Annotated in this window: 24 protein-coding genes; 11 read left to right on the forward strand and 13 right to left on the reverse strand. The window is 39.8% G+C overall.

Annotated elements, in window-relative coordinates:
* Nucleotides 1-457 precede the first annotated feature (457 nt).
* From hisIE to hisG, 8 genes are read right to left on the reverse strand one after another with little or no spacing between them, the layout of a single operon-like run.
* Nucleotides 458-1072 carry a bifunctional phosphoribosyl-AMP cyclohydrolase/phosphoribosyl-ATP diphosphatase HisIE gene (gene hisIE, locus PUND_RS18005; protein WP_010388870.1) on the reverse strand — a complete coding sequence of 205 codons (615 nt, stop codon included), beginning with the start codon at nucleotides 1070-1072 and terminating at the stop codon, nucleotides 458-460.
* Entirely contained in the window at nucleotides 1063-1842 is a 780-nt protein-coding gene (gene hisF / locus PUND_RS18010) for an imidazole glycerol phosphate synthase subunit HisF (RefSeq protein WP_010388869.1), read from the reverse strand. The genes hisIE and hisF overlap by 10 nt, the downstream gene beginning before the upstream one ends.
* Nucleotides 1824-2558, reverse strand: a complete 735-nt coding sequence (locus tag PUND_RS18015; RefSeq protein WP_010388868.1) for a 1-(5-phosphoribosyl)-5-[(5-phosphoribosylamino)methylideneamino] imidazole-4-carboxamide isomerase — start codon at nucleotides 2556-2558, stop codon at nucleotides 1824-1826. The genes hisF and PUND_RS18015 overlap by 19 nt, the downstream gene beginning before the upstream one ends.
* A gap of 32 nt (nucleotides 2559-2590) precedes the next feature.
* On the reverse strand, nucleotides 2591-3181 hold the full coding sequence (hisH, locus tag PUND_RS18020; protein ID WP_010388867.1) for an imidazole glycerol phosphate synthase subunit HisH: 591 nt from the start codon (nucleotides 3179-3181) through the stop codon (nucleotides 2591-2593).
* Nucleotides 3178-4239 carry a bifunctional histidinol-phosphatase/imidazoleglycerol-phosphate dehydratase HisB gene (gene hisB, locus PUND_RS18025; protein WP_010388866.1) on the reverse strand — a complete coding sequence of 354 codons (1062 nt, stop codon included), beginning with the start codon at nucleotides 4237-4239 and terminating at the stop codon, nucleotides 3178-3180. Before hisB ends, hisH begins: the two co-directional genes overlap by 4 nt.
* On the reverse strand, nucleotides 4236-5324 hold the full coding sequence (hisC, locus tag PUND_RS18030) for a histidinol-phosphate transaminase (protein WP_010388865.1): 1089 nt from the start codon (nucleotides 5322-5324) through the stop codon (nucleotides 4236-4238). The genes hisB and hisC overlap by 4 nt, the downstream gene beginning before the upstream one ends.
* The gene (hisD, locus tag PUND_RS18035; protein ID WP_010388864.1) at nucleotides 5314-6615 is read right to left on the reverse strand and encodes a histidinol dehydrogenase; all 1302 of its coding nucleotides are present in this window, start codon (nucleotides 6613-6615) and stop codon (nucleotides 5314-5316) included. Before hisD ends, hisC begins: the two co-directional genes overlap by 11 nt.
* 5 nt (nucleotides 6616-6620) lie before the next feature.
* Nucleotides 6621-7520, reverse strand: a complete 900-nt coding sequence (gene hisG / locus PUND_RS18040) for an ATP phosphoribosyltransferase (protein ID WP_010388863.1) — start codon at nucleotides 7518-7520, stop codon at nucleotides 6621-6623.
* Nucleotides 7521-7917: 397 nt separating this feature from the next.
* On the opposite strand from hisG, the gene PUND_RS18045 reads away from it, so the two are divergent.
* The 6 genes from PUND_RS18045 to PUND_RS18070 all read left to right on the forward strand — a co-directional run bounded on the left by PUND_RS18045 (nucleotide 7918) and on the right by PUND_RS18070 (nucleotide 15825).
* On the forward strand, nucleotides 7918-8151 hold the full coding sequence (locus PUND_RS18045; protein ID WP_010388861.1) for a hypothetical protein: 234 nt from the start codon (nucleotides 7918-7920) through the stop codon (nucleotides 8149-8151).
* Between the two features lie 433 nt (nucleotides 8152-8584).
* Nucleotides 8585-10768 carry a M4 family metallopeptidase gene (locus PUND_RS18050; protein WP_010388860.1) on the forward strand — a complete coding sequence of 728 codons (2184 nt, stop codon included), beginning with the start codon at nucleotides 8585-8587 and terminating at the stop codon, nucleotides 10766-10768.
* Nucleotides 10769-10839: 71 nt separating this feature from the next.
* Entirely contained in the window at nucleotides 10840-12696 is a 1857-nt protein-coding gene (locus PUND_RS18055; RefSeq protein WP_010388859.1) for a M28 family metallopeptidase, read from the forward strand.
* A 100-nt stretch (nucleotides 12697-12796) separates the two neighbouring features.
* Nucleotides 12797-14713, forward strand: coding sequence for a DNA repair helicase YoaA (locus PUND_RS18060; protein WP_010388858.1), 1917 nt, complete (start codon nucleotides 12797-12799; stop codon nucleotides 14711-14713).
* 8 nt (nucleotides 14714-14721) lie between these two features.
* The gene (gene tsaB / locus PUND_RS18065) at nucleotides 14722-15423 is read left to right on the forward strand and encodes a tRNA (adenosine(37)-N6)-threonylcarbamoyltransferase complex dimerization subunit type 1 TsaB (protein ID WP_010388857.1); all 702 of its coding nucleotides are present in this window, start codon (nucleotides 14722-14724) and stop codon (nucleotides 15421-15423) included.
* A gap of 72 nt (nucleotides 15424-15495) precedes the next feature.
* Nucleotides 15496-15825, forward strand: coding sequence for a hypothetical protein (locus PUND_RS18070; RefSeq protein ID WP_010388855.1), 330 nt, complete (start codon nucleotides 15496-15498; stop codon nucleotides 15823-15825).
* Between the two features lie 65 nt (nucleotides 15826-15890).
* Here PUND_RS18070 and PUND_RS18075 read toward each other — a convergent pair whose 3' ends face one another.
* A complete protein-coding gene (locus tag PUND_RS18075) occupies nucleotides 15891-17180 on the reverse strand; it encodes an alkaline phosphatase (protein ID WP_010388854.1) in 1290 nt (429 codons plus the stop codon).
* Between the two features lie 186 nt (nucleotides 17181-17366).
* Between PUND_RS18075 and PUND_RS18080 the strand changes: the two genes are divergently transcribed.
* The 3 genes from PUND_RS18080 (at nucleotide 17367) to rnd (ending at nucleotide 21167) form a co-directional block, all read left to right on the forward strand.
* Nucleotides 17367-18218 (forward strand): alpha/beta fold hydrolase, encoded by an 852-nt coding sequence (locus PUND_RS18080; RefSeq protein WP_010388853.1) that lies wholly within the window; start codon nucleotides 17367-17369, stop codon nucleotides 18216-18218.
* Nucleotides 18219-18333: 115 nt separating this feature from the next.
* A complete protein-coding gene (gene fadD / locus PUND_RS18085; protein ID WP_010388852.1) occupies nucleotides 18334-19986 on the forward strand; it encodes a long-chain-fatty-acid--CoA ligase FadD in 1653 nt (550 codons plus the stop codon).
* A gap of 50 nt (nucleotides 19987-20036) precedes the next feature.
* A complete protein-coding gene (gene rnd / locus PUND_RS18090) occupies nucleotides 20037-21167 on the forward strand; it encodes a ribonuclease D (protein ID WP_010388851.1) in 1131 nt (376 codons plus the stop codon).
* Nucleotides 21168-21221: 54 nt separating this feature from the next.
* Here the strand turns inward: rnd and minE are convergent, their stop codons facing one another.
* The 3 genes from minE to minC are packed head-to-tail and all read right to left on the reverse strand — an operon-like array spanning nucleotide 21222 to nucleotide 23006.
* A complete protein-coding gene (gene minE, locus PUND_RS18095; protein WP_008111532.1) occupies nucleotides 21222-21485 on the reverse strand; it encodes a cell division topological specificity factor MinE in 264 nt (87 codons plus the stop codon).
* Nucleotide 21486: 1 nt separating this feature from the next.
* Nucleotides 21487-22296: a septum site-determining protein MinD gene (minD, locus tag PUND_RS18100; RefSeq protein WP_008111531.1), complete on the reverse strand. Its 810-nt coding sequence runs from the start codon at nucleotides 22294-22296 to the stop codon at nucleotides 21487-21489.
* 5 nt (nucleotides 22297-22301) lie between these two features.
* Nucleotides 22302-23006 carry a septum site-determining protein MinC gene (minC, locus tag PUND_RS18105; protein ID WP_008111529.1) on the reverse strand — a complete coding sequence of 235 codons (705 nt, stop codon included), beginning with the start codon at nucleotides 23004-23006 and terminating at the stop codon, nucleotides 22302-22304.
* 155 nt (nucleotides 23007-23161) lie between these two features.
* Here minC and PUND_RS18110 point away from each other — a divergent pair, with 155 nt between their 5' ends.
* Together PUND_RS18110 and PUND_RS18115 are read left to right on the forward strand one after the other, a co-directional pair.
* Entirely contained in the window at nucleotides 23162-23443 is a 282-nt protein-coding gene (locus PUND_RS18110) for a YcgL domain-containing protein (RefSeq protein ID WP_008111526.1), read from the forward strand.
* The gene (locus PUND_RS18115) at nucleotides 23436-24452 is read left to right on the forward strand and encodes a lytic murein transglycosylase (RefSeq protein ID WP_010388850.1); all 1017 of its coding nucleotides are present in this window, start codon (nucleotides 23436-23438) and stop codon (nucleotides 24450-24452) included. Before PUND_RS18110 ends, PUND_RS18115 begins: the two co-directional genes overlap by 8 nt.
* Nucleotides 24453-24512: 60 nt before the next feature.
* On the opposite strand, the gene PUND_RS18120 is transcribed toward PUND_RS18115, so the two are convergent.
* Nucleotides 24513-25061, reverse strand: coding sequence for a GbsR/MarR family transcriptional regulator (locus PUND_RS18120; protein ID WP_010388849.1), 549 nt, complete (start codon nucleotides 25059-25061; stop codon nucleotides 24513-24515).
* Between the last annotated feature and the right edge of the window lie 34 nt (nucleotides 25062-25095).

A 25095-nucleotide genomic window follows, 5' to 3' on the forward strand; every position in this document is an offset into this window, starting at 1 on the left:
TTAAATTTGCAGCAGTCTGTTTGGTATTTAGGCAAGGAAGAGCCTAAGTAGTGTGAATATTCCACATATATAGGCGATAACGCAGCATCAATGCCAAACAGGCGCTGCCCGAAGGGTTCTGCCTAGAGGCTATTTACTCTTTGTTGCCTACATGGATGTAGCTAAGGGGCGTGAGCAGGACGCGGAAGCTTTGCTCGGTTTTTACTTATTCTTACATGGATGTAAGCCAGTAGAATAACGCAGGAGCAGTTATCGAGCCCACTAGGTTGCAAACCTCGCGCCGCGATTAAACCGCCCCTAGTTTGAACAAATATTAATCCGCAAAGGTCAGCAGACCCTAGTTAAAGGATACCTAAGGGAGGGATTAAATGCTATTGAGAGGCTGAATTAAAAAGAAAAATTATGGCTTTTTATAACGATGTGCGCCACATAATGGCGCACACAGTAATCGTTGTATTTACTTATGACGACCTTGTAGGCAAGCAACTACATCAGTGAGTTCTAACCCTTGGCGTTGTAGTAGTACAACGAGATGATACAACAAATCGGCCGATTCGTTGGTAAGTTCATTGTTGTCATGTTTCATTGCTGCAAGTGCCACTTCTACACCTTCTTCACCTACTTTTTGACAGCTACGGCTTAAGTCTTCTGCGAACAGTGACGCAGTGTAGCTTTTTGATGGGTCATCATTTTTACGCTCAACAATGACATCTTCTAATTGTGCTAAAAAGCTTAAGCTTGGTTTAGCATCATCGCCAAAGCAGCTTTGTGTGCCTAAGTGGCACGTTGGGCCCTCTGGGTTAGCCATTACTAAAATTGAGTCGTAGTCACAATCAGTATGCACCGATACCACGTTTAAAAAGTATTCTGATGACTCGCCTTTGGTCCATAAACGCGATTTAGAGCGCGAATAAAAGGTCACTTTATTGCTCTCAAGCGTAACTTTTAACGCTTCGCTGTTCATAAAGCCTTGCATTAAAATAACGCCAGAGCGGGCATCTTGAACAATAGCAGGGATCATTTCGCTTTTAGCAAAATCAACTTGGGTTTGGTTTTGTTGTGTTAATTGCATAATCTTGCTGCCACTTGGTTATCGGTTAAATATTGTTTTAATTCGCCAATGTTAATCACATTTTTGTGAAAAACGCTTGCTGCCAATGCGCCATCGACTTCGCTTTGTTGAAAGACATCAACAAAGTCTTGCATACTGCCTGCACCGCCTGAGGCGATTAAAGGAATATCACACAGCTGGCGTATTTTGCTGAGTTGCTCGTTGTCGTAACCGTTGCGAACACCATCTTGGTTCATACAATTTAAAACGATTTCGCCTGCACCTAAGTCTTGTACGCGTTTAACCCATTCTTCGGTTTTATAACGGGTGCGGCTTGATGCATTAGGATCGCCGGTTAATTGATACACTAAGTATTCGCCGGTTACTTCATCGTAAAAGCTGTCAATACCTACAACAACACATTGCTTACCAAATTCATCGTGTAGCTCTTTTATGAGTTCAGGGCGTGCAATAGCAGGGCTGTTGATACTTATTTTATCGGCACCACGCTCTAAAACCCGTGCTGCATCGGCTACCGATTTAATACCGCCAGCCACACAAAATGGAATATCAATGTGGCGGGCAATGTTTTCAACCCAGTTAACATCAAGTAGGCGCTTTTCAACACTTGCGCTGATTTCGTAAAAAACCAGTTCATCGGCACCAGCATCGCTGTATGCTTTTGCCATTGTTAAAATATCGCCCACTATTTCATGGCCTTTAAATTTAACGCCTTTTACTACTTGGCCGTCCTTTACATCTAAACACGGGATTATGCGTTTTGATAACATGCTAACGCCTCCTCAACACTAAATGCTCCATCAAGTAGTGACTTACCTAAAATTACGCCGCCCACACCAAGTTCATTGAGCTTTTTAATATCATCTAACGAGCTTACCCCACCTGAGGCTTGCACTTTAATATTTGCATTATGATTAATTAAATCTTTATAAAGCGCAAAAGAAGGGCCTGTCATGGTGCCATCTTTACTGATGTCCGTGCATAAAAAGTCAATAACACCCAGAGCAACGTAAAAATCAACAAGCTCAAGTAAACCAAACTCAGATTCATTTAGCCAACCGTGAGTAGCAGGTGCCCATCCGTTCGCAGTTTTATTAACATCAAGGGCAATTACAAAGTGCTCAGCGCCAAATTGTTCAATCCAGGCTTTTACTTGCTCACGCTTTTCAACCGCCATTGAGCCAATAACCACTTGGTTTGCACCTGCTTTTAGCCAATCGCTCACGTCTTGCTCTGAACGAATACCGCCACCTACTTGGTAAGGTACATTGAGAGCTTTTGTTGCTGCTTGAATATGTTGCCACTGTTTTTTACTTGGATCCCGTGCGCCCTCTAAATCAACTAAATGTAATTTAGTGGCACCACTGTCGGCATACTCTTTTAAGCGAGCACCAAGCTCAAAGGGGTAAAACTGTGCAGTATCGTATTTACCTTGATACAAACGTACGATTTGATTTTGTAATACATCTAATGCTGGAATAATCACTGTATTTCTCTTTTAAAAGCATGAAGAGCAACCTAAAGTTGCCAATCAACAAAATTTTGTAATAAACGCGTACCTACTTTAGCGCTGCGTTCAGGATGAAATTGCATGCCTGCATAATTGTCTTTAGCTACAATTGCAGAAAATGTTTGCCCGTATTCGCTGCTGACTAGCGTGGCGTTATTAACGGTATGGGCGAAACTATGCACATAATAAACCTGATCGTCTGCGTGCAAACCTTGAGTCAACGGGTGCGCTTGTTGAACAGATAGGTTATTCCAGCCCATATGTGGTGACGTTAAGCTACCTACATCAAGTGCTTTCACTTCGCCTGGTATTTTACCTAAGCATTGCACGTTACCTTCTTCAGTGCTTTCACACAGCAGTTGCATGCCTAAGCAAATTCCCATTAGCGGGCGCTGATATTCGTTAATTGCTTGCTGCCAACCATTATCAACCAAACGCTTCATAGCAACAGATGCATGACCAACACCGGGTAAAATAGCACGTTCATAGCCTGCTAGTTGTTCTGGCGAGGTAATCACCGTAGGGGTTTGCCCTAAACGCTCAAATGCAAACCGCACTGAGTTAATGTTGGCGCAACCGGTATTAATTATCGCAATCATAAACATCCCTTAGAGCTGGCTGTTTGTTGGCTGGTATCTTGTGCAATAGCCATACGCAAAGCACGAGAAAACGCTTTAAATAAGCCTTCCACTTGGTGGTGGCAGTTGCCATCACTTACCGATAGAATAAGGCTAATTGCGGCGTTATCGCTTAAGCTTTTGAAAAAGTGCTCAACCATTTGTACGTCTAAATCACCGGCTTTTTCACGGCTAAAGTTGGCGTTTAATACAAATGAAGCACGACCCGACAAATCAATTTGTGCCTCAGCTTTACATTCATCCATAGGTAGGGCAAAACCATAACGCGCAATTTGCGATTTGGTGCCAAGCGCCTGTTTAAGGGCAACACCTAAAGCAATACCAATGTCTTCAACAAGGTGGTGCTCGTCTATGTGTAAGTCACCTTTGGCTTTAATATTTAAGCCAATATTGGCATGAGTGCGAATTTGATCCAGCATGTGGTCAAAAAAACCAAGGCCAGTTTCAATGCTGCCATTTTTTGTTTGATCAAGGTTAACAGCAACGTCTATTTGCGTTTCTTTGGTATTACGTGTCACGCGACCTTCACGATTTGCCGTGGTCAGCTTAGTGACAATGGCAGGCCAGCTACCGTCGTATAAAATACCTTCACAACATAAGTTTTGTGCAAGGCCAATATCGGTTTGGCGATCGCCAATCACAAAAGAACGTGCTAAATCAACTTTGCCTGAGCGCATCAGTTCAGTAAGTAAGCCTGTTTTTGGTTTTCGGCAATCACAGTTTTGCTCGTCAAAGTGTGGGCAAATTAATACTGACTCAAAGCTAATGCCTTGGCTTTGCAGTATGTCCATCATTTTATCTTGAGCAATGTCAAAATCGGCAGTTGGGAAGCTGTCTGTGCCCAAGCCATCTTGATTCGATACCATTACTAAACGATAGCCTGCTGCTTGCAGTTGCAATAAGGCAGGAATAACACCTGGTAAAAACGCTAGTTTTTCAAGGCTGTCGACTTGTTTATCGGTGATTGGCTCTTCAATAATAGTGCCATCGCGGTCTATAAATAAATAGGGGTTACTCATGATACTTCCTGTTGTGCTGCGGTTTGTGGCAATTGCAGGCCATCTAACCAAATTTTTACTTGTTCTAATTCTTGTTCATTACCAATTGAAATACGTAGCCAGTCGTCTTCATTAAACAAGGTGAAGGCGCGCATTACTAAGCCTTGTTTAAGCGCTTGTTTAAAGTAATCCTTGTTCGCTAATTTTAAAGTAACGAAGTTGCCTTCACCAGTGAGTATTTTTAATACTGCAGGAGAGGCGTTTAACCAGTCAATAAGCTTTAACTTTAAGCTATTTAAAATCGTCACTTGGCGACGCATTGAGGTAATCGCATCAGGGGCAATGGCTTGTGCTGCAATGCTGGCCACCACACCCGATACCGGATACGGTGCAATGACTTTACGAATAGGCGCTAATACACTGGCCTGAGCGAGAGTAAACCCTGTTCTTAAACCCGCAAGTGCAAACGCTTTTGAGAGTGTACGAAGCACAACAATATTACTGAACTCGTTTATAAGTTGTGTTGCACTTTGCTCTGGACAAAACTCTATATAGGCTTCATCAATAATCACTAATGCTTTACCTGCAAGCGCAGTGGCAATGGCTTTTACTTTATCTAGCGGTGTTAAGCTTCCAGTTGGATTATTTGGATTACAAATAAACACTAGTTTTGAGCTACCCACAGCGGCAACTATTTCATCCACGCTGGCATTTAACAAAAGCGCTTGTGTTAGGCCATTGATTGCGACGTTGTGTGTATCGGCCGTTACTTTGTACATACCATATGTTGGTAAAAATAGTGCAATGCTGTCTTTTGACGGTTCACAGTAGGTACGTACTAATAATTCAATGCCTTCATCTGCGCCGCGAGTCATTAATACATTTTCGTTTTCAAGCTCAGCATAGGCAGCGTAGCGGTCAATAACCAATTGAGGCTGAGGATCGGGGTAACGATTCAAGTCTTCAATTGTTATTTCAAGGTTTTTAGCATACGGGCTTTCGTTGGCATTAAGCCAGGTTGTGCCGGTTAGTTTTTCACTTTTAGCTGAGCTATACGCAGCAAGCGCTGCAATATTATCAGGTAATAAGCCGCTCTCATTGCTCATTTTTTATTGCCTCTAAACGAATTGAAACCGCATTAGCGTGGGCATCTAGGCCTTCTGCATCTGCTAAGGGTAAAATAGCTTTTGAAAGCTCAGTTAAGCCTTGTTTACTGATAGTTTGTACTGTGTAAGTACGGAAAAAATCAAGTAAATTCAAGCTAGAGTAAGTTGCACTGTAACCATAAGTGGGTAACACGTGATTAGTGCCTGAGGCATAATCGCCCGCTGACTCTGGGGTGTAATCGCCAACAAATACAGAGCCTGCATTCTTTACTTTATCTAAATAAGGAGTAGCATCTGCAAGTTGTAATATTAAGTGCTCTGGCCCATATTGCGCTGATACGTCAAACGCTTGGGCTACTGAATCAACTAGAATTAGAGACGAATTTGCCAATGCCTGTTCGGCGGTATCTTTTCGACTTAAGTTGGCAAGTTGACGAGTGAGTGCATCTTGCGTTTGTTCAATAATGGTTTCACTGTTACATAATAAAATAACTTGTGAGTCAGCCCCGTGTTCTGCTTGAGAGAGTAAGTCGGCAGCAATAAACTCTGGGTTTGCACGTTCATCTGCAATCACTAACACTTCTGATGGCCCTGCTGGCATATCAATCGCCATACCTGGAATCGTTTGTGCAACTAATTGCTTTGCCATGGTGACAAAGCTGTTACCTGGACCAAAAATCTTATTCACTTTAGGAACAGACTCTGTGCCATAGGCCATAGCAGCAATCGCGCCTGCACCGCCGCTTTCAATAATTGTGGTGATACCACATAATTTAGCGGCATATAAAATAGCCGGGTTAATTGCTTTATCACCTTGTACTGGGGTGGTTAATACCACGGTTTTTGCACCGCTTAACTGCGCCAATACACCTTGCATAATAACCGATGATGGAAGAGGGGCACTCCCTCCTGGTACATAAATACCGACTGCTTCGATGGCTTGATATTTCAGTTCACAGTCAACACCGGGTTGAGTCGATAACTTAATATCTTTTGGTAGTTGCGCTTGGTGAAAACATTTCACATTGGCATAAGCGGTATCAATTGCATACTTAAGCTCTGGGCTTAGCATTTTCTCAGCGGCATTAATTTCATCAAGTGGTACACGTAAACGCGGCTTGGCTCTATTATCGAACTCTTTTGCTAATGCAAGTAGAGCGGCGTCGCCTTGTGCATTTACTTTTGCCAAAATAGTCTGGCAAATGCTTTCTACTTTTTCACTTGCTGATACAGCAGGGCGCATAAGCGCCGCTGCTTGAACTTGTGATGATTCCTCATTCCAACGAAGCATTATTGTTACTCCATCATTTTTTCAATTGGCATAACTAAAATAGAATTGGCACCAAGGGCCTTAAGTTGTTCCATGGTTTCCCAAAATAGGGTTTCACTGCTCACCATGTGTAGGGCAACATATTCATCATTACCCGCAAGAGCCAATAATGTAGGTTGGCCAGCGCCAGGTAAAATCTCACAAATTTCATCAAGCTTGTCTTTTGGTGCGTGTAACATAATGTATTTGCTTTCTTTAGCTTGCTTTACACCACGTAAACGCGGCATTAGTTTATTGATGAGCGCTAATTTTTCAGGATCTTGTAGTTGAGTGTTTTGGATTAAACAAGCATTTGACTCTAAAATTGTATCACCCTGCATTAAGCCATTTGCTTCAAGCGTTGCGCCTGTAGAGACTAAATCACAAATAGCATCGGCAAGTCCTGCTCGTGGGGCTACTTCCACTGAACCTGTTAACATTACTGTGCTGGCGTTAATGCCTTCGCGTTTTAGGTATTGGCTTAAAATTTCTGGGTAAGTGGTTGCTATGCGTTTGCCTTCAAACCAGCTCTTGTCTTGTTTACCAAGTTCTTGTGGCCATGCAAGTGCTAAACGACAGTAACCAAAGTCAAGTTTAGAAAGCTTTGTTACTTCACTCGGTACACCTTGGCGTTCTCTTTCTGCTTGTACTTCAACTAATACGTTTTCGCCAACAATACCTAAATCACATACACCATCCATAACTAAGCCTGGAATATCGTCATCGCGCACACGCAAAACGTCGATAGGCATGTTGGTTGAGTGTGCTATTAGGCGCTGCTCACGAAGATTGAGTTTTACACCCAGTTGTTTAAGCAGATCTTGACAATCTTTAGATAGGCGGCCACCTTTTTGGATGGCGATACGAAGACGATTACTATTATTCATTACTCATTTTCCTTTAATTTAAAAACTAAAAACCCCGAGGGAAACCTCAGGGCGAAAATGAATCTTGGTATGTTGATTCGCCAGAGGTTTCCTTTTAGGAACAACCTCTCAGCGAAAGACCTGACAGGTTATTCCGATGAATGATGGTGGTGATGTACAACTGTCAGTGAATTAAGCATTTTTATATCCTGTTTAGCTATTCGTTACTATGTTAACGCTTAGCTGCTGTTTGTTTAATAAATTTCGCATTTATAAAAACACATTCACTAACATCATGGCAAGAAAAATATTCTTTAATTAAAGAATATCTTATAACTGCCGATAATAATTAGAGTATTGCTTTATTTATCAACAGCTTTATAGTGATTAAATTACGTTCAATTCAATGGAGGCAAGCATGGATATAATGATCCCTTATTTAGGGCCTATTACGCGTTTAACGCTTGAATCTAAAGGGGCTTTTCATATTGCGGGGGTTCAACAAAGTGCCAGTGCCAAAAAAGTAGAGCTAGAAGAGCGTAAAAAAAGGGAGGTAGAAAAACAACATAAGCTGTCGTTTGACGAAAATAAATCGCGCAATAATACCGCTGAAGAAGATGACGACAAACCCCATCTAGATACATGGGCTTAAATAAAGTTTATTGCCTGTCAGAGTATAAAGGTAATTACAAAACCTCCTTCATTTAATTAAGCCCTCAGCTTAAATTCCGTTTAACTCTCTACAAATCACATTAGTTTAAATTTTTACAGCAAGAACACGACTTTTTAGTCATCGTTGAGTGATGAATATTTACTAGTGTAACTTATAAAACCAATCCCCTTGTTGAACTTTAGAATGTAAATATATGTATACATAATGTTACATTTTTGTTTTTACTGTAAATGGAGTTAATTGTAAGGCACTGTAAATAAAGCACTAAACTTCTTTACTAATACTTTAATTGTAAATTAAATGTTTAATTTTCGTTATGTCAGTTTGCGGTCTATGCTGATCCCTAATCGGGTACAAGATGTACCGGTTAATACAAATATACTAAAAACTTAAACTTTAACGGAGCGTAAACGTGAATTTATCTAAAATCACAATAGCAACTTTTGCTGCTTTAACCTTGGTTCAAGCAACAAATGCAGTAGCTGCGAATAAGAAGTATCTAAATCAACAACCGACAATTAATAACATGGTGCAATCAAACTCTGCTTCCTTGCTATCGGTAAGTCCAAATCAGTTGATTGGGTTAAGTGTAGGGAATGAATTAGTTGTATTAAAAGAGTTTACTAGCAATAACGGAGAAGTAACACGCCGTTACCAACAAACGTATCAAGGCATTCCTGTTATTGGTGATACAGTCAGCTTAACATTTAACAATGGGATGCTTAAAAAAGCCCATGGTGCCGCTGTTTACAACATTGATGAAGATTTAGCGGACGTTTCAGCTAAGTTGACAAAAAAAGATGCGATTTTAAAAGGGTCAAAAACAGGCATTGCAGCAAAATCAGTCGGCTTGAAAAAACATAACGAGCAATCAAGGCTCGCTATTTGGGTTGACGATCAGAATAAGGCGCATTTAGTTTATGAGGTGTCTTATGTTACTTATGGCAAGTCACCATCAAGACCATATCAGATCATTGATGCTAATACTGGTGAGGTATTACTTAGTTACGATAACTTACAACATGCCAATGCAACAGGTCCTGGCGGAAATCTAAAGACAGGCAAGTATATTTATGGAACTGATTTTGACAGTCTAGATGTTAGTCAATCGGGTAATACTTGTACCATGAATAACGCAAATGTTCGCACTATTAATTTAAATGGTGGAACGAGTGGCTCTTCCGCACATTCATTTACGTGTCCTGAGAATACGGTCAAAGAAATTAATGGCGCATATTCACCGCTAAATGATGCTCATTTTTTTGGTAACGTTATTTTTAATATGTATAACGATTGGGTAGGTACAGCACCCTTGAGTTTTCAGTTGCAAATGCGCGTTCATTATTCAAGTAATTATGAAAATGCATTTTGGGATGGCAGTGCAATGACCTTTGGCGATGGCCAAAATACGTTTTATCCATTGGTAAGTTTAGATGTATCTGCACATGAAGTTAGCCATGGCTTTACTGAACAAAATTCAGGTTTGATTTACAATGGTAAACCAGGTGGATTAAATGAAGCATTTTCGGATATGGCTGGTGAAGCTGCTGAATTTTATATGAAAGGCAGCAACGATTGGCTAGTTGGTAAGGATATTTTTAAAGGTAATGGTGCGCTGCGTTACATGAATAACCCTACCCAAGATGGCCGTTCAATAGATAACCAAAGCAACTATTATTCAGGTATGGACGTGCATTATAGTTCAGGGGTTTATAATAAGGCATTTTATAATTTAGCAACCACGCCGGGTTGGGATACGCAAAAAGCCTTTATCGTAATGGCTCGTGCCAACCAACTATATTGGAGTGCGGGTGTAGGCTGGGATTTAGCCGGTAACGGGGTGATGGATGCAGCCTGTGATTTAAATTATGACCCAAATGATGTTAAAGCTGCTTTAGCTGCCGTTGGGGTTAATTCAAATCTTAGTTCAGGTAGTGAATGTGCAACAACACAACCACCGACTGACGATGAAGCATTAACCAACGGGGTAGCGCGTACGGGTATCAGTGGCGCTGAAAAAGAGCAACTATTCTTTACTTTAGATGTTCCCGCTGGCGCGACAAATCTTCAGTTCAATACTACTGGCGGCTCAGGTGATGCAGACTTATACGTTAAATTTGCAAACCGACCGACCTTAAATAGCTACGACTGTAATAGCACAACATCTACTAGTACAGAAAGCTGTAACATAAGTAATGCACAAGCGGGAACTTATTATGTAATGGTTGAAGCATGGAATGCTATATCTGGCGTATCATTAACGGGTAGTTACTCAGGTGATAATGGTGGGGTAACGCCTATCAACAGAACTGAGTCTAATATTAATGTGACTACTAATAACTGGAGTCGCTTCACTCAAGATTTATCCGCAGGGTATAGCACTTTAAATATTAGTATTGCTGGTGGCAGTGGTGATGCTGATCTTTATGTAAACTTTGGTTCGCCTTCAAGTACGTCTTCATATTTATGTAGACCTTACAAAAATGGCAACAATGAAGAATGTACATTTGAGAACCCGCAATCGGGTACTTGGTACATTGATCTTAGAGGCTACAGCATAGCAAGCGGTGTAACACTCAATATAACTGCTAATTAGGCATAGTTATAAAAGGGGCTTAGCCCCTTTTTTTAATGCTTAAAATAAAAGTGAAATGATAAGGAATATTTATGAACTACTTTAAACAACTAGCAGTTATTACTACTTTAACTATGAGTTTTAATTGCTTAGCAAATGAAAATCCAGACAATATTTGGGTAACTATTGATTCAACTGCAGCCCAGCATTATCAACATGAACAAGGTACATTTTTACAAAAAATACCTTTTTCTCATAGAAAATCAAGCCCTATACCAGATGTTGATTTGCTCAGTGTACCTAGTAACGCGGTAAATAATTTGAGTGAGTTTATGCATCATAACTACAATCGTTGTGGTGGGTTTGTTGCTCATAGCTCGTTTGAAGAAGCGAGTGATTACGCAAAACAATTAGCGGTCGTTCAAAATAGCCAAGCATTATTAGCTTACAATTATTCTATTGATAATGCGCAGACGGTACAAAGTTTAATTAATGCACAAAGTCCGATTAACTTACAAAGCACAGTAAATTCACTGACTAACTTTAATAATCGTTATTATACCTCGCAAACCGGTGTTGATGCTTCACAATGGTTGCAAAGTTATTGGCAACAAATTGCAACTACCCGAAGTGATATAACCATTGAAAGTTATCAGCATAGTTGGGCGCAATCATCCATCATTGTAACCATTGCCGGTGCTGAAAATGCAGATGAGCTTGTAGTTATTGGAGGCCATTTAGATTCGATTAACCAAGCGAATCCTGCACAAGGACGCTCTCCTGGCGCGGATGATAACGCATCGGGTATTGCAGTGTTAACTGAAGCTTTAAAGGCGATAGTTGAAACAAATTATAAGCCGCAAAAAACCATTAAAATTATGGCATTTGCGGCAGAGGAAGTAGGTCTGAGAGGCTCTAAAGATATAGCCAGTAGTTATCGTGCGCAGGGTAAAAATGTAGTGGGTATGGTGCAATTTGATATGACCGGCAACAACGGCAGTATCGAAGATATTATTATGATGACGGATTACACAAATAATGCTCAAAACCAGTTTTTAGCGCAGCTTATAGACACATACTTACCCCAAATTAGTTATGGCTTTGACCAATGTGGTTATGGTTGCTCCGATCATGCTTCATGGTACCAACAAGGCTTTGCTGCCTCTATGCCGTTTGAATCAAAAATGAATGATATTAATCCACTCATTCATACACAAAATGACAGTAATTTCGATGCTGATCATGCAATAAAATTTGCTAACTTAGCTGTAAGCTTTGTAGCTGAATTGGCAAAAAACGCTGGTGATGTAACACCGCCAAGTAATAATGAGTTAGTAAATGGAGAGCCAATTTCTGGTATCAATGCCACTGCTAAAGAGCAGCTTATCTATACATTAAATGTACCAAAAGGAGCGCAAAATTTAAGCTTTGAAACCTCAGGTGATAATGGCGATGCCGATTTATACGTTAAGTTTAATCAGGCGCCAACATTAAGCGATTTCGATTGTAAAAGTACGTCTCCCACAAGTAATGAACGTTGTGATATTCCTACCAGCGATGATGGAACTTACTATGTAATGGTTGAGGCATATAGCGCAATTAACAATATTTCTTTGATAGGTAGTTTTGAGCAAGCTGGTGCTTTAGAGCCAATCAATCGCGTAGAAGATAACATTAGCGTAAATGCAGGTGATTGGCAGCGTTATGAACAACGTTTAGTTGCAGGCTATTCTTCGCTAAATGTTGCTATTTCAGGTGGAACTGGCGATGCTGATTTGTATTTAAATTTTGATGCGCCATCATCTAATACACAATATGTGTGTCGCCCTTATAAAAATGGCAACACAGAAACATGTACTGTCTCTGCACCCCAAGCAGGTTTATGGTACATAGATATTAAAGGTTATCGTAATGCAAATGGCATTACCTTAACTATTAATGCAGAATAATTAACAGGGGCACACGCCCCTTTATTGGTTAAATTCTCACTCACTTTGGCTTGCCCTTCCTCAACAGCTTACGTAGAATCCCGCTATTATTTTTTACATAGTGATTGGTATTATCAAACAGCTGTTTAGTGCGACCGGGCCTTTGGCTTTATCAATAGATGGATACACACCACGCCAGCCTCAAATCGATATGGCGGTGGCGGTTGAGGATGCATTAAAAACCCGGTCTCAACTTGTTGTTGAGGCAGGCACTGGCACAGGTAAAACCTTTGCTTATTTAGCCCCCGCTCTTAAATCTAAGGGCAAAACGATTATTTCAACCGGTTCTAAAGCACTGCAAGAGCAGCTTTATCACCGCGATTTACCCGTATTAGTAAAAGCCTTAGGTGCAGCTAAAAAAACGGCCTTGTTAAAAGGGCGTGCCAATTATTTGTGTACGTATCGACTAACTCAACATGTGGCACACGTACCAACAGACGACCCTGATGTAATGCATCAGCTCGCTATGGTTGCTAAATTTGCCAGTGAAACGCATACCGGCGATTTAGCCGATTGTATTGGTATTGAAGAAGATGCCAAAGTGTTGCCGTATGTAAGCTCAACTGCTGATAATTGCTTAGGCAAAGAGTGCCCAGACTTTCAAGAATGCTATATTCGCAAAGCGCGTTTAAAAGCGGGGGATGCCGATGTTGTGGTAATAAATCACCATTTGTTTTTTGCTGATATGGCGGTAAAGGAATCTGGTTTTGCAGAGCTAATGCCCAATGCCGATGCCTACATATTTGATGAAGCTCACCAATTAAGCGAAATTGCCAGTGACTATTTTGGCGAAACCATGAGCACCAAAAAGCTGGTGGATTTAATTAACGATTTGCGCGCTATTTATCGCGCTGAAATTCCAGACATGCTGCAATTAGGCAAAAGTTTAAATAAGCTTGAAACCAGTGTCGCTGATTTAAGGCTGCAGTTTGGAGTAGATGGCAGTCGAGGTGACTGGCGTGAAAAGCTCAGTAATAAGCTTATTTGCTCGGCCTTACACCGGGTTATTAGTGATTTAGAGTTTGTGTATCAGGTATTAAAGTTATGCTTAGAGCGAAGTGATAAAATAGAACATCCGTTTGAACGAGTATTGGCTTTTAAAGGTCAGTTAGAGCGCGTATTCGATACTGCTCAAACAGGTTTTAGTTACTGGTACGAAACCACGAGGCGCTATTTAACTATTAATATTACGCCTCTGAATGTATCGGCTAAATTTGCTTTAATGATGAAAGAGTCGGGTTCAGGATTTGTTTTTACCTCGGCCACGTTATCGGTCGACAATGAACTGAGCCACTTTAATGCGAGCCTTGGCTTAAAACCAAAGCAAAGTATGATGGTAGATAGCCCGTTTGATTATGAGAATCAGGCGTTGCTGTGCTTACCTCGTTATTTACCACAATCGCATGAAGATAATATGCCCCATGCGATTGTAAAATTAACCTTAGAGCTTATTAAGTCGGCTAAAGGGCGTTGTTTTGTGTTATTTACCAGTTACCGTATGATGCATTTAGTGGCTGAGGGCTTAACTACGCAAATGGACTACCCAGTTTATATGCAAGGGCAAATGTCTAAACGAATTATACTAGAAAAATTTACTCGCCATGGTAATGCGGTATTGCTGGGCACCGCGTCATTTTGGGAAGGGGTTGATGTACGAGGTAGTACCTTAAGCTGTGTTATTATAGATAAACTGCCATTTGCTGCACCTGATGACCCTTTACTACAAGCTAAAATGCAAGATTGCCAAATGCAAGGCAAAGACCCGTTTGCGCATATTCAATTACCTCAAGCGGTGATTGCCTTAAAGCAGGGGGTAGGTCGCTTAATAAGAGACAACAAAGATAAAGGCGTGCTAGTGATTTGCGATAATCGTTTAGTAACACGCCAATATGGACAAGTATTTTTAAAGAGTTTACCGCCAATGCGCCGTACACGTAGCTTAGAAGATGCCAATACATTTTTAAAACATATTAATTGAGTACAAAAATGATCAAAAGTAACATTCTCGCCCTAGATGCCTCTACTGAAGCATTATCTATTGTTTTGCATTATCAGGGTAAAACATTTCATCATTTTGAAGAGTGTCCGCAGCAGCATAGCCAAAAAGTTCTGCCACTTATTGATGAGCTACTTGGTAAAGCCGGCTGTAAATTAAAAGATTTAGACGTAATAGGATTTGGCCAAGGGCCAGGTAGCTTTACTGGCGTGCGTATAAGCGTAGCCATTGCCCAAGGTCTTGCGTATTCAACTAATTTACCATTAGTTGGGGTATCTACTTTAGCAGTCATGGCACAGCAGGCATTAGAACAGTTTGGTGCTAACGATGTTTATTCTAGTATTGACGCGCGTATGGGAGAAATCTACTTTGCTCAATACCATGCAAAAGATGGATTGATGACACTTAAAGGCGAAGAGCGAGTATTCAAACCTGAATTGTTAGATGCAACTTTGATAGATACAAACATCGATGCTGCAGCCGTAGGAACTGGGTTTAAAAGTTACCCTGAAGCATTAACGCCATTTAATAGTGTGACCATACAGCCTGAAATAACCTTACCGGATGCACAGTATATGTTGGCACTAGTAGAGGCGCAATACCTTGCAGGTAAGGGTGTAAAAGCCAGTGATGCACAACCAAAGTATGTGCGTGATACGGTAACATGGAAAAAATTACCGGGCCGTGAATAAACAAACACGGTTGTTTGCAAATTAAGCGATTTTAAATCATAATTTAGTTATGTTGTTGGTTGGAGAAGCGCTGTGTCGCTACCTATAAGTTCAGGTTTTTTTACAGGTGATATACCTGCTAAGGTGCGTTCTACTTCGGTAGTTCCGGCGCAGCCTGAACGAGTAATAGAGCAAGCCAAACCACAAAAAACTAATACCGATTATGTCAAAAGCAGCCCAGAAGGGCTTGAACTTGCAAAAGAGTTTACAAAAGCGAACAGCAAAGATACCCAATACAGCCAAACTATTTACGATCAACCCAGTGCTCAAGTAAGCAAAGCGATTTCTACTTATACTGAGTTTGCTAATTTAGAGCGAAGAGCTGAAGTTCAAAGTTTAATTGGTGTTGATATATACGCTTAGCTAAGATTAAAAAAAATAAAAAAGCCCGAATGAATTATTCGGGCTTTTTTATTAAGTTTCAAAAACTACTGCTTTATATAACCAATTAATTTTTTAGCTATATCGGTATTATTTTGAGAGCCAACAAAGTCATCGCTATTTTTGCCATAGGCAAATACTTGTACATCAGACGCTGTGTGACCGCCCGTTGTCCAACCTGTAAAGCTTAAGTCATTAATAATGCTTTTAACGGCCAAGTTTAGGGTTTTCTCGCCCATAGCTTTGGCTTGTTTAAGCTTAATTTCGTTTTCAGTTGTAAATTCAATACTGGTATTAGCTTGCCACACCGTTTTAAGGTTATCAGAACCCATTAGTAATTTGGTCAATGTGCCCGCAGTGGCTTTTACACCTTTGATGACATCTGTTTCCCATTTATATTGGCCATGTGCACCAATAGTTAAACCGCCTGTTGAGTGGTCTGCCGTGATCACTAAAATAGTGTCTGGGTTGTTATCTACATAGGCTTTAGCCGTTTCGATTGATTTAGCAAAGTCATCCATTTCAGCCATTGCACAGGCAATGTCGTTTGCGTGACCACACCAGTCAATTTGGCTGCCTTCAATCATCACAAAAAAGCCTTTATCATTTTGCCCATCAAGCAAATCAAACGCTTTAGAAGTTAATTGCTTTAATCTTGTTGGGTTTTCATCAAGAGCAAACGGTAAGCCTTTAGGTGCATATAAACCTATAGCAGGCACTTGAGTGATTTGACCAAGGTTTTGAATATCATCGCCATATTGATAACCAGCTTGTTTAAATTCGTCTACTAAGTTTCTGTCATCACGAATAAAGTATTGAGTACCACCGCCTAACATTAAATCTACCGGTAATTTACCTGCAATTTTATTGTCAATGTAGTCATTAGCGATATCATCGTAGTTTCTTCTTGATTCATTATGTGCGGCAAAACTTGCTGGTGTTGCATGGTTTATTTGTGAGGTAGCTACTAAAGCTGTTGTCATTCCTTGCTCTTTTGCAATTTCTAGCATGGTTTTAACAGGCTTTTTAGCTGTATCGACGGCAATAGCGCCATTATAACTTTTATGGCCGCTGCTAAGTGCAGTTGCACCTGCTGCGCTGTCTGTAACATAGGTATGGTCATCTGGATACGTGTGCGCCATGCCTTTTAATATGGTATCAAAAACGGTGGTTTCTATTTCTTTTGTTGTTGGGTCATCTTTGTAGTATCGATAAGCGGTTGTGAAAGCGGGACCCATGCCATCACCAATCATATAAATAACATTTTTAGGCGCTGTTTGAGCAAATGCTCCTGTTGTTGTACATAAAAGCGCTAATAAGCCGAACTGTTTTTTCATTGTGTGTACCCTTTAAGTGTACTTATTTTAATAGCGACTATTATTGTATACTGATGACCAGATAAATAAATGAATATGTTATGAAATCTCGCGATTTAAGTGTGTGCTCTTCTAGCTCGGTTCTATTATTTGTGTAATAACTCTTGTATGTTATTGCTATAACCAAATAAAAAGTAGAGGTTTGCATTGCAACCATTTTCTGTCAAAGCTAACGACTTAGATATACATGGCCTTAAATTTGGAGACGGTGAAGAGGTTGTTATTGCGCTTCACGGTTGGTTAGATAACAGTGCTAGCTTTGCACCTATGCTAACTGACGTACCGTCAAATCAAACGTGGTATTGTATTGATTTTGCAGGGCATGGACTATCATCTTGGCGAAGCCCTCAGGCACATTACTACTTTATTGATTATGTGGATGATGTGTATGCCTTAATCACAGCGCTTAAATTAAAAAAGGTACATTTGGTCGGGCATTCGATGGGGGCGATGGTCGCGGGTTTATTTGCGAGTTGTTTTAACGAGTATGTTAAATCCGTTTCTTTTATTGAAGGAATTGGCTGCGTTACCACGCAAGCAAATGAAGTCGCTTCGCAGCTAAGAAATGCCATACTTAACAGGGCACGGTTAACGATTAAAAAATCAAGGACATATACTTCTAAAGAGCAAATTTATCAAGCGCGTGCAAAAACAACTGATTTAAATGATGAAGTAATTGCGTTGCTGATGGACAGAAATATAAAACAAATGCACAGTGGGTTTGAGTTAACGACTGATCCTAAGCTTAAAAATCACTCAGGTTTTCGATTTGATGAAGCGCAATGTATTGGTGCAATAAAAGAATTAATTGCACCATGTCAATTAATATTAGGTGATAAAGGTTATCCATTTGTAAAACAAAATTTAGACAAGTATAGTAAATATTACAATAACTTGAGTGTAATAGATGTGCCCGGTGGACATCATTGCCATATGCAAAGTAGTGGGCTATGTTTTGAACACATTCACGCATTTATGGTGCAAAGTAGTGCATGTTAATTGTATATTACCGATAAATGTGGGATTATCTCTAGATTAGAGTATTTGCTCAATTGTGAAAGTGCCTTACTTAGATTAAGGTTAATAAAAATATAATTATAAACAGGGGCTAAGAGTGGAAAAAATCTGGCTTAAGCGCTACCCAGAAGGTATGCCTGAAACAATCGATCCTGAGCACTACAACTCGTTACTCGAAGTGTTTGAAAAAAGTTTTAATGAATACAAAGATTTACCTGCATTTACAAATATGGGTAAAACATTGTCATACAACGAAATAGATGCAGCAACGAAACGTGTTGCCGCCTATATTCAAAACGACTTAGGGCTAAAAAAAGGCGATAAAGTCGCTGTGATGATGCCTAACTTGTTGCAAACCCCTATTGCTATTTTAGGTATTTTACGCGCAGGGTGCGTTGTGGTTAACGTTAATCCACTTTACACCGTACGTGAGCTAGAGCATCAGTTAAAAGATTCTGAAACATCGGCAATATTTATACTAGCTAACTTTGCTGATACGCTTGAAAAAGCGCTGCCTAACACAGACGTGAAACACATTGTGGTTACCCAAGTAGGTGACATGATGGGGGGTCTTAAAAAGCATTTAGTTAATTTTGTAGTTAAGCATTTCAAAAAAATGGTGCCAAGTTACACGTTACCTAACACGATTAAATTTTGTGATTTATTAAAAGCTGATCCAAATGGTTACACACGCCCAGACGTCAATCTAAGTGACTTAGCTTTTTTACAGTACACAGGTGGAACTACCGGTGTATCTAAGGGCGCAATGTTGAGCCATGGCAATATGGTAGGCAACCTTGAACAAGTTTCTGGTTGTTTAGACAAAGTTCTTGACCGTGGTAGTGAAGTGGTTATTACCGCGCTTCCGCTTTATCATATATTTGCGCTAACAGCTAACTGTTTGGCATTTATGAAATACGGTGGTTTAAACGTTTTAATTACTAATCCACGTGATATGCCTGGATTTGTAAAAGAGCTGAGCCAGCATAAATTTACTGCTATTACAGGGGTTAATACTCTATTTAATGGTTTATTAAACACTCCTGGTTTCTCTGAACTTGATTTTAGTCACCTTAAAATGTCATTGGGTGGCGGTATGGCGGTACAACGTCCTGTTGCAGAAAAGTGGCAAAAAGTGACCAATACTAAATTAATGGAAGGCTATGGCTTAACTGAATGTGCTCCATTAGTAACAATTAGCCCATATGATTTAGAGGCATATAATGGCTCTATTGGTTTGCCTGCGCCAAGTACAGATATTAAGTTAATGCTTGATAACGGTGAAGAAGCGGCTAAAGGTGAGCCAGGCGAGCTATGGGTTAAAGGCCCTCAAGTTATGCTTGGTTACTATAATCGCCCAGACGCAACCGCTGAATGTTTAAAAGATGGTTGGTTTGCAACCGGTGACATTGCGACGTACGATGATGAAGGTTTCTTCTATATTGTTGACCGTAAAAAAGACATGATTATTGTTTCAGGCTTTAATGTTTTCCCAAATGAGATTGAAGAAGTGGTTGCAATGCACGAAGGTGTATTAGAAGTTGCTGCAATTGGTATTCCTCATGACATTAGTGGTGAACAAGTTAAAGTTTTTGTTGTGAAAAAAGACCCTTCTTTAACTGAAAAAGATATAATAAAACATTGTCGTGATAATTTAACTAATTATAAGGTTCCTAAACTCGTTGAGTTTAAGGATGAGTTACCCAAAACTAACGTGGGTAAAATTCTCAGAAGAGCCTTAAAAGATTAGCAACTATAAAAAAGCCGACATATGTCGGCTTTTTTATTGTAGGAGACTCAGTGCACTACCAATTGATCCAAACCCAAAATGAGCTAAATACGTTTGTAGAACAAATAAAAAACAAACCCATTCTTGCTATTGATACCGAGTTTATGCGCCGCCGTACTTTGTATCCCGAAGTTGCACTCATTCAAGTTTATGATGGCGAACATTTAGCACTCATCGACCCGCTTGCAGAGCTTTCCTTATTTGATTTTTGGCAGATACTTAAAGATCCAAACGTTTTAAAAGTACTTCATTCTCCTTCAGAAGATATTGAAGTTTTTCAAAAATACGCAGGTTTTGTTCCTTATCCATTGTTTGATACTCAGTTTGCACTTCAGCTATTAGGTGAGGGCAACTGTATGGGGTTTGCCTTAATGGTAAAAACCTTATTGAATATTGAAATTGATAAAAGTGAATCGCGCACCAATTGGTTACAGCGTCCTCTCACTCAAAAACAACTTGAATACGCTGCAGCTGATACATATCACTTACTGCCTTGTTTTGAGTTAATTATAGACAGCATTAAAGCAGCTGATTTATTCGACATTGTGATCAATGAAAGTGAATTAGTGGCAAACAAGCGTGCTTTTCAAACACCAGATGAGTTACTTTATAAAGAGATTAAAAATGCATGGCAGCTTAAGCCGCATGAATTAGTGGTACTTAAAGAGTTAGCTGTGTGGCGAAGAAATAAAGCAATTCGAAAAAATCTAGCGCTTAACTTTGTGCTAAAAGAGCATAACATGACTGAAATCGCTAAACGAGGTCCTTCAAGTTTAAATGCCTTGAGACAAATTCCGGGTGTTGAGCCTATTGAAGTGAATCGTTCAGGGGTTGAAATTTTAAAGTGCATTGAGCAGGCTAAAACAGTTCCACCTGAGCAGCACCCACAAGTACTAAAACGTTTAATTGATTTTCCTACGTATAAAAAAGTAGCGAAAGAAATCAAACAAAAAATTACGAAAGTTGCTAAAGAGCACAATATACCAGAAGACGTCATGGCATCTAAAAAGCAAATTAATCAGCTAATTAGTTGGAATTGGAAGCTAACAGATGAGCAAAAATTAAATCACATAAAGCCAGATTTACTCAGTTCATGGCGCTATGACTTTGTTAAAGATGCTCTAAAAGAGTGGGATAATTAAAGTCATAAAGGCGAGTGACAAACAAATAAAAAGGGCGCTTAGCGCCCTTGTTTGTTATTTCTTTTCTTCGTCAGGTAATGTGACATTGAGCTCGAGTACGGCTAAATCGTCTTCATTTTGATCAAACTGAACTTGAACCGCATCGGCGCCTACATTTACGTACTTACGAATGACATCTAATATATCTTGCTTTAATTGCGGCAAGTAATCAGGTGTACCACGCTGAGAACGTTCGTGCGCGACAATGATCTGCAATCGCTCTTTTGCTAATGACGCACTGTTTTTCTTTTCTGAGCGGAAGTAGTCAAGTAAAGACACATTAACCTCCAAATATCCGTTTGAATAAACCCTTTTTCTCAACATCTAAAAATCTAAATTCAACCGTTTCACCTAATAAACGACTGATCGCATCGGCATAAGCTTGGCCTGCGTCAGATTCGCTATCAAGGATAACGGGTTGTCCTGAGTTAGATGCACTAAGTACTGCTTGAGATTCAGGTATGACACCTAGTAAGTCGATGGCTAAAATGTCCTGGATATCTTCAACAGATAGCATTTCACCTTTTGTTACACGATCTGGATTATAGCGTGTTATTAGCAAATGCTCTTTAATGTTTTCTAAACCTTCTTCGGCGCGTTTAGATTTACTGTGTAAAATTCCAAGTATACGATCAGAATCTCGTACTGATGAAACCTCTGGATTAGTGGTTACAATTGCTTCATCAGCAAAGTACATTGCCATCATTGCACCGGCTTCAATACCTGCCGGAGAATCACAGACTATGTAGTCAAAGTCTTCTTTTAATTCATTAAGTACACGTTCAACACCTTCGCGTGTGAGTGCATCTTTATCGCGTGTTTGTGATGCAGGAAGTAAAAATAACTTCTCTACACGTTTATCTTTTATGAGTGCTTGGTTAAGGTTGGCTTCGCCATTGATTACATTAACGAAGTCATACACTACGCGACGTTCACAACCCATAATTAGGTCTAAATTACGTAAGCCGATATCAAAATCGATGATAACAGTTTTGTAGCCTTTTAGTGCTAAGCCTGTACCAATTGCTGCGCTTGATGTTGTTTTACCAACACCCCCTTTACCCGAGGTAACGACAATTATTTTTGCCATGAGATTTATCCTTTAACCAAAGCTGAAATTTCTAAAGATTCATTTTTTTGTTGTATTTGAACTGCGTTACCCCAGTGTTCACCTTGCAGTGAGTCACTGATCCAGTAATTACCATTGATTGAAACGAGTTCTGCTTCTAATTTATTACAAAATATATATGCGTTTTCTAGCCCTTTTGCACCGGCAATAGCACGGCCGCGTAGAGTTCCATAAATGTGTACATTACCATCGGCAATCACTTCTGCACCATGGCTTACTGCACCTAACACCACTAAATCACGGTCTTTGGCGTAAACTTGTTGGCCTGAGCGTACTGCACCATTAATAATTTGTGCTGGTAAATACACGGTTTTTTCAACCACTGACGTATTAGGCTCTACTCTTGCGGGTTCACTCTTAACGTCTTGTGAATAGTTTAAAACAGATAACCCTGCAGCTTTTGCTTGTTTGTGTTGCTCATCCGAACCATTACATACACCCACCGCATTAAAGCTCATGCGTTCAATAAGTGATTTTAAATGAACAAAGTCGATTGTGCTGTTTTTTACTTCAATTAAATTAACGACAATGGGGGCACCCTCAAAGAATTTTGGGGCTTGGGCTATTTTTACATACAGTTGTTCTGCTAAAAGGTTAATATCAGTACTATAAAGATGTAAAACTGATAATGTAAAAAGGTTGCCTTTTAGCTCAAAAATTTGGTCCGACATAGATGCTCAACTGGATTGTCTAGTTAGCATGTAACTTTATATAAACCTAGGCTGAACAAGGCTTTTATTAAAGTTTCCACACTAATTTTTATAACTTATTATTATTGCCATGTTATAGTGTGTAGCACTGTTAAGCAAGATTTTATAGGGCCATAATGCTAACTGCGGTATATAAAAGTAAGAAAAAAGCAGATACTTTCTTATTTATTGAAAAAAGAGACGATTTTAGTAAAGTTCCGGAACCTTTAATGGCCATGTTTGGTCAACCTCAGTACGTGATGATCATTAACTTAGCTAAGCGAACTCAATTAGGCGTAGCGGATTTAGACACTTTAAAACAGTCGCTTAGCGACCAAGGCTATTATTTACAAATTCCGCCACCAGAGGAAAACTTGCTGAGTCAATTAAGAAAACAAAATGGAGTAGATAGTGATTAAAAAATTAGCAGTTGTATTGTGTGGTGTATGTTTAAGCTCATCGGTGATGGCAAAAACCCAAGCTGAGTTTCAACAATACCTTACTAATTTAAAGCAAGAGGCAATAGCTAAAGGCTACGATACTCAGTTAATTGAGCAAGCATTTGCCACTGCATCTTATAAAGAAAAAGTGATTTCTGCAGATAAAAATCAGCCTGAAGTAAAAGAAACACTGGAAACATATTTACCAAAACGTGTGCCTCAATGGAAAATTGATCGTGCGCGTAAATTATATAAAGAAAACCAAGAAGTTTTAGAGAAGGTCGCAAAAGACTTTGGTGTTCAAGCACGCTTTATCGTGGCTATTTGGGGCTTAGAGAGTAATTTTGGTGCCATTCAAGGTGGCCACAACGTGATTTCATCGTTGGTAACACTAGCATTTGATGGACGCCGTGAAGCACTATACAAACGCCAATTATGGGCTGCACTGGATATATTAAAGTCGGGTCATATTACGCTTGATAAATTTAAAGGCTCATGGGCAGGTGCAATGGGGCAAACTCAATTTATGCCAACCTCATTTAATGCCTATGCTGTAGATTACAACAATGATGGCCGCAAAGATATTTGGACAACCAAGGAAGACGCGTTTGCCTCTATTGCTAATTACTTAAAGCAAGAGGGCTGGGATGACAACTTAACCTGGGGTCGCCAAGTTCAATTACCTGCTGATTTTGACCAGCAGTATATTTTAAAGCGCGGTACTAAAACACGTAAGCAATGGCTTGAATATTGGAACAATTCAGAGCGCTCACTCGCTGATTGGCAAGCATTAGGGGTTCGTCGTGCTGATGGCAGCGATTTACCAAATGTTGCTGTGGATGCTGCACTAGTGATGCCTGATGATGTAAATGGGCGCATGTATTTAGCATACGACAACTACAAGGTATTTATGCACTGGAATCGGTCATATTACTTTGCAACTAGCGTGGGCTATTTGTCAGATAGAATTGCTTACCCAAAGATTTAAGCTAAAGCAAATAACTAAAAAAAGCCGCAAATTGCGGCTTTTTTGTGAGTTACATATCGACTAAATTTCTTTTTTAAATATTTTATCTTTTAGGTCAATGACTTTGCCAATCCCTGAACCTAGTTTCATTAGCTTATTAAGCTGCTCAGGAGTTAAACGTTGTAATTCTGAGGACCATTTAGTTACTGTTTCAAGTAAGTTATGGATTTCGCCCATTTGTTTTTGAGCATAAATTTCATCGTCGTTACTTGCTTCGTCTAGTAAGTTATCTCGGAGTAAGCTCAGTGTAGGCTCAACTTCACGTTTTTTGCGCTCTTCGAATACGCGATTTGCCATATCCCAAATATCGCCTGCAGGGGCATAGTACTCTTTTCTATCTCCTGGGATATGCATTACTTTGATCAGCTGCCAAGATTGTAATTCTTTGATCCCCATACTCACGTTACCGCGAGAGATACTTAGCGCATCAGCGATTTGATTTGCCGTCATTGGATCTTTAGTAATAATCAATAAACCACACATTTGTCCAATGGTGCGATTAAATCCCCAGCGGCTGCCCATCTCACCACAATGCATTACAAAGGCAAAGTTTTTTTCTGATAATGTCATTGTTACAAGTTTCAAAAATAAATGAAATCTATGC

Origin of the sequence: Pseudoalteromonas undina (assembly GCF_000238275.3) — a bacterium.
Lineage (GTDB): Bacteria > Pseudomonadota > Gammaproteobacteria > Enterobacterales > Alteromonadaceae > Pseudoalteromonas > Pseudoalteromonas undina.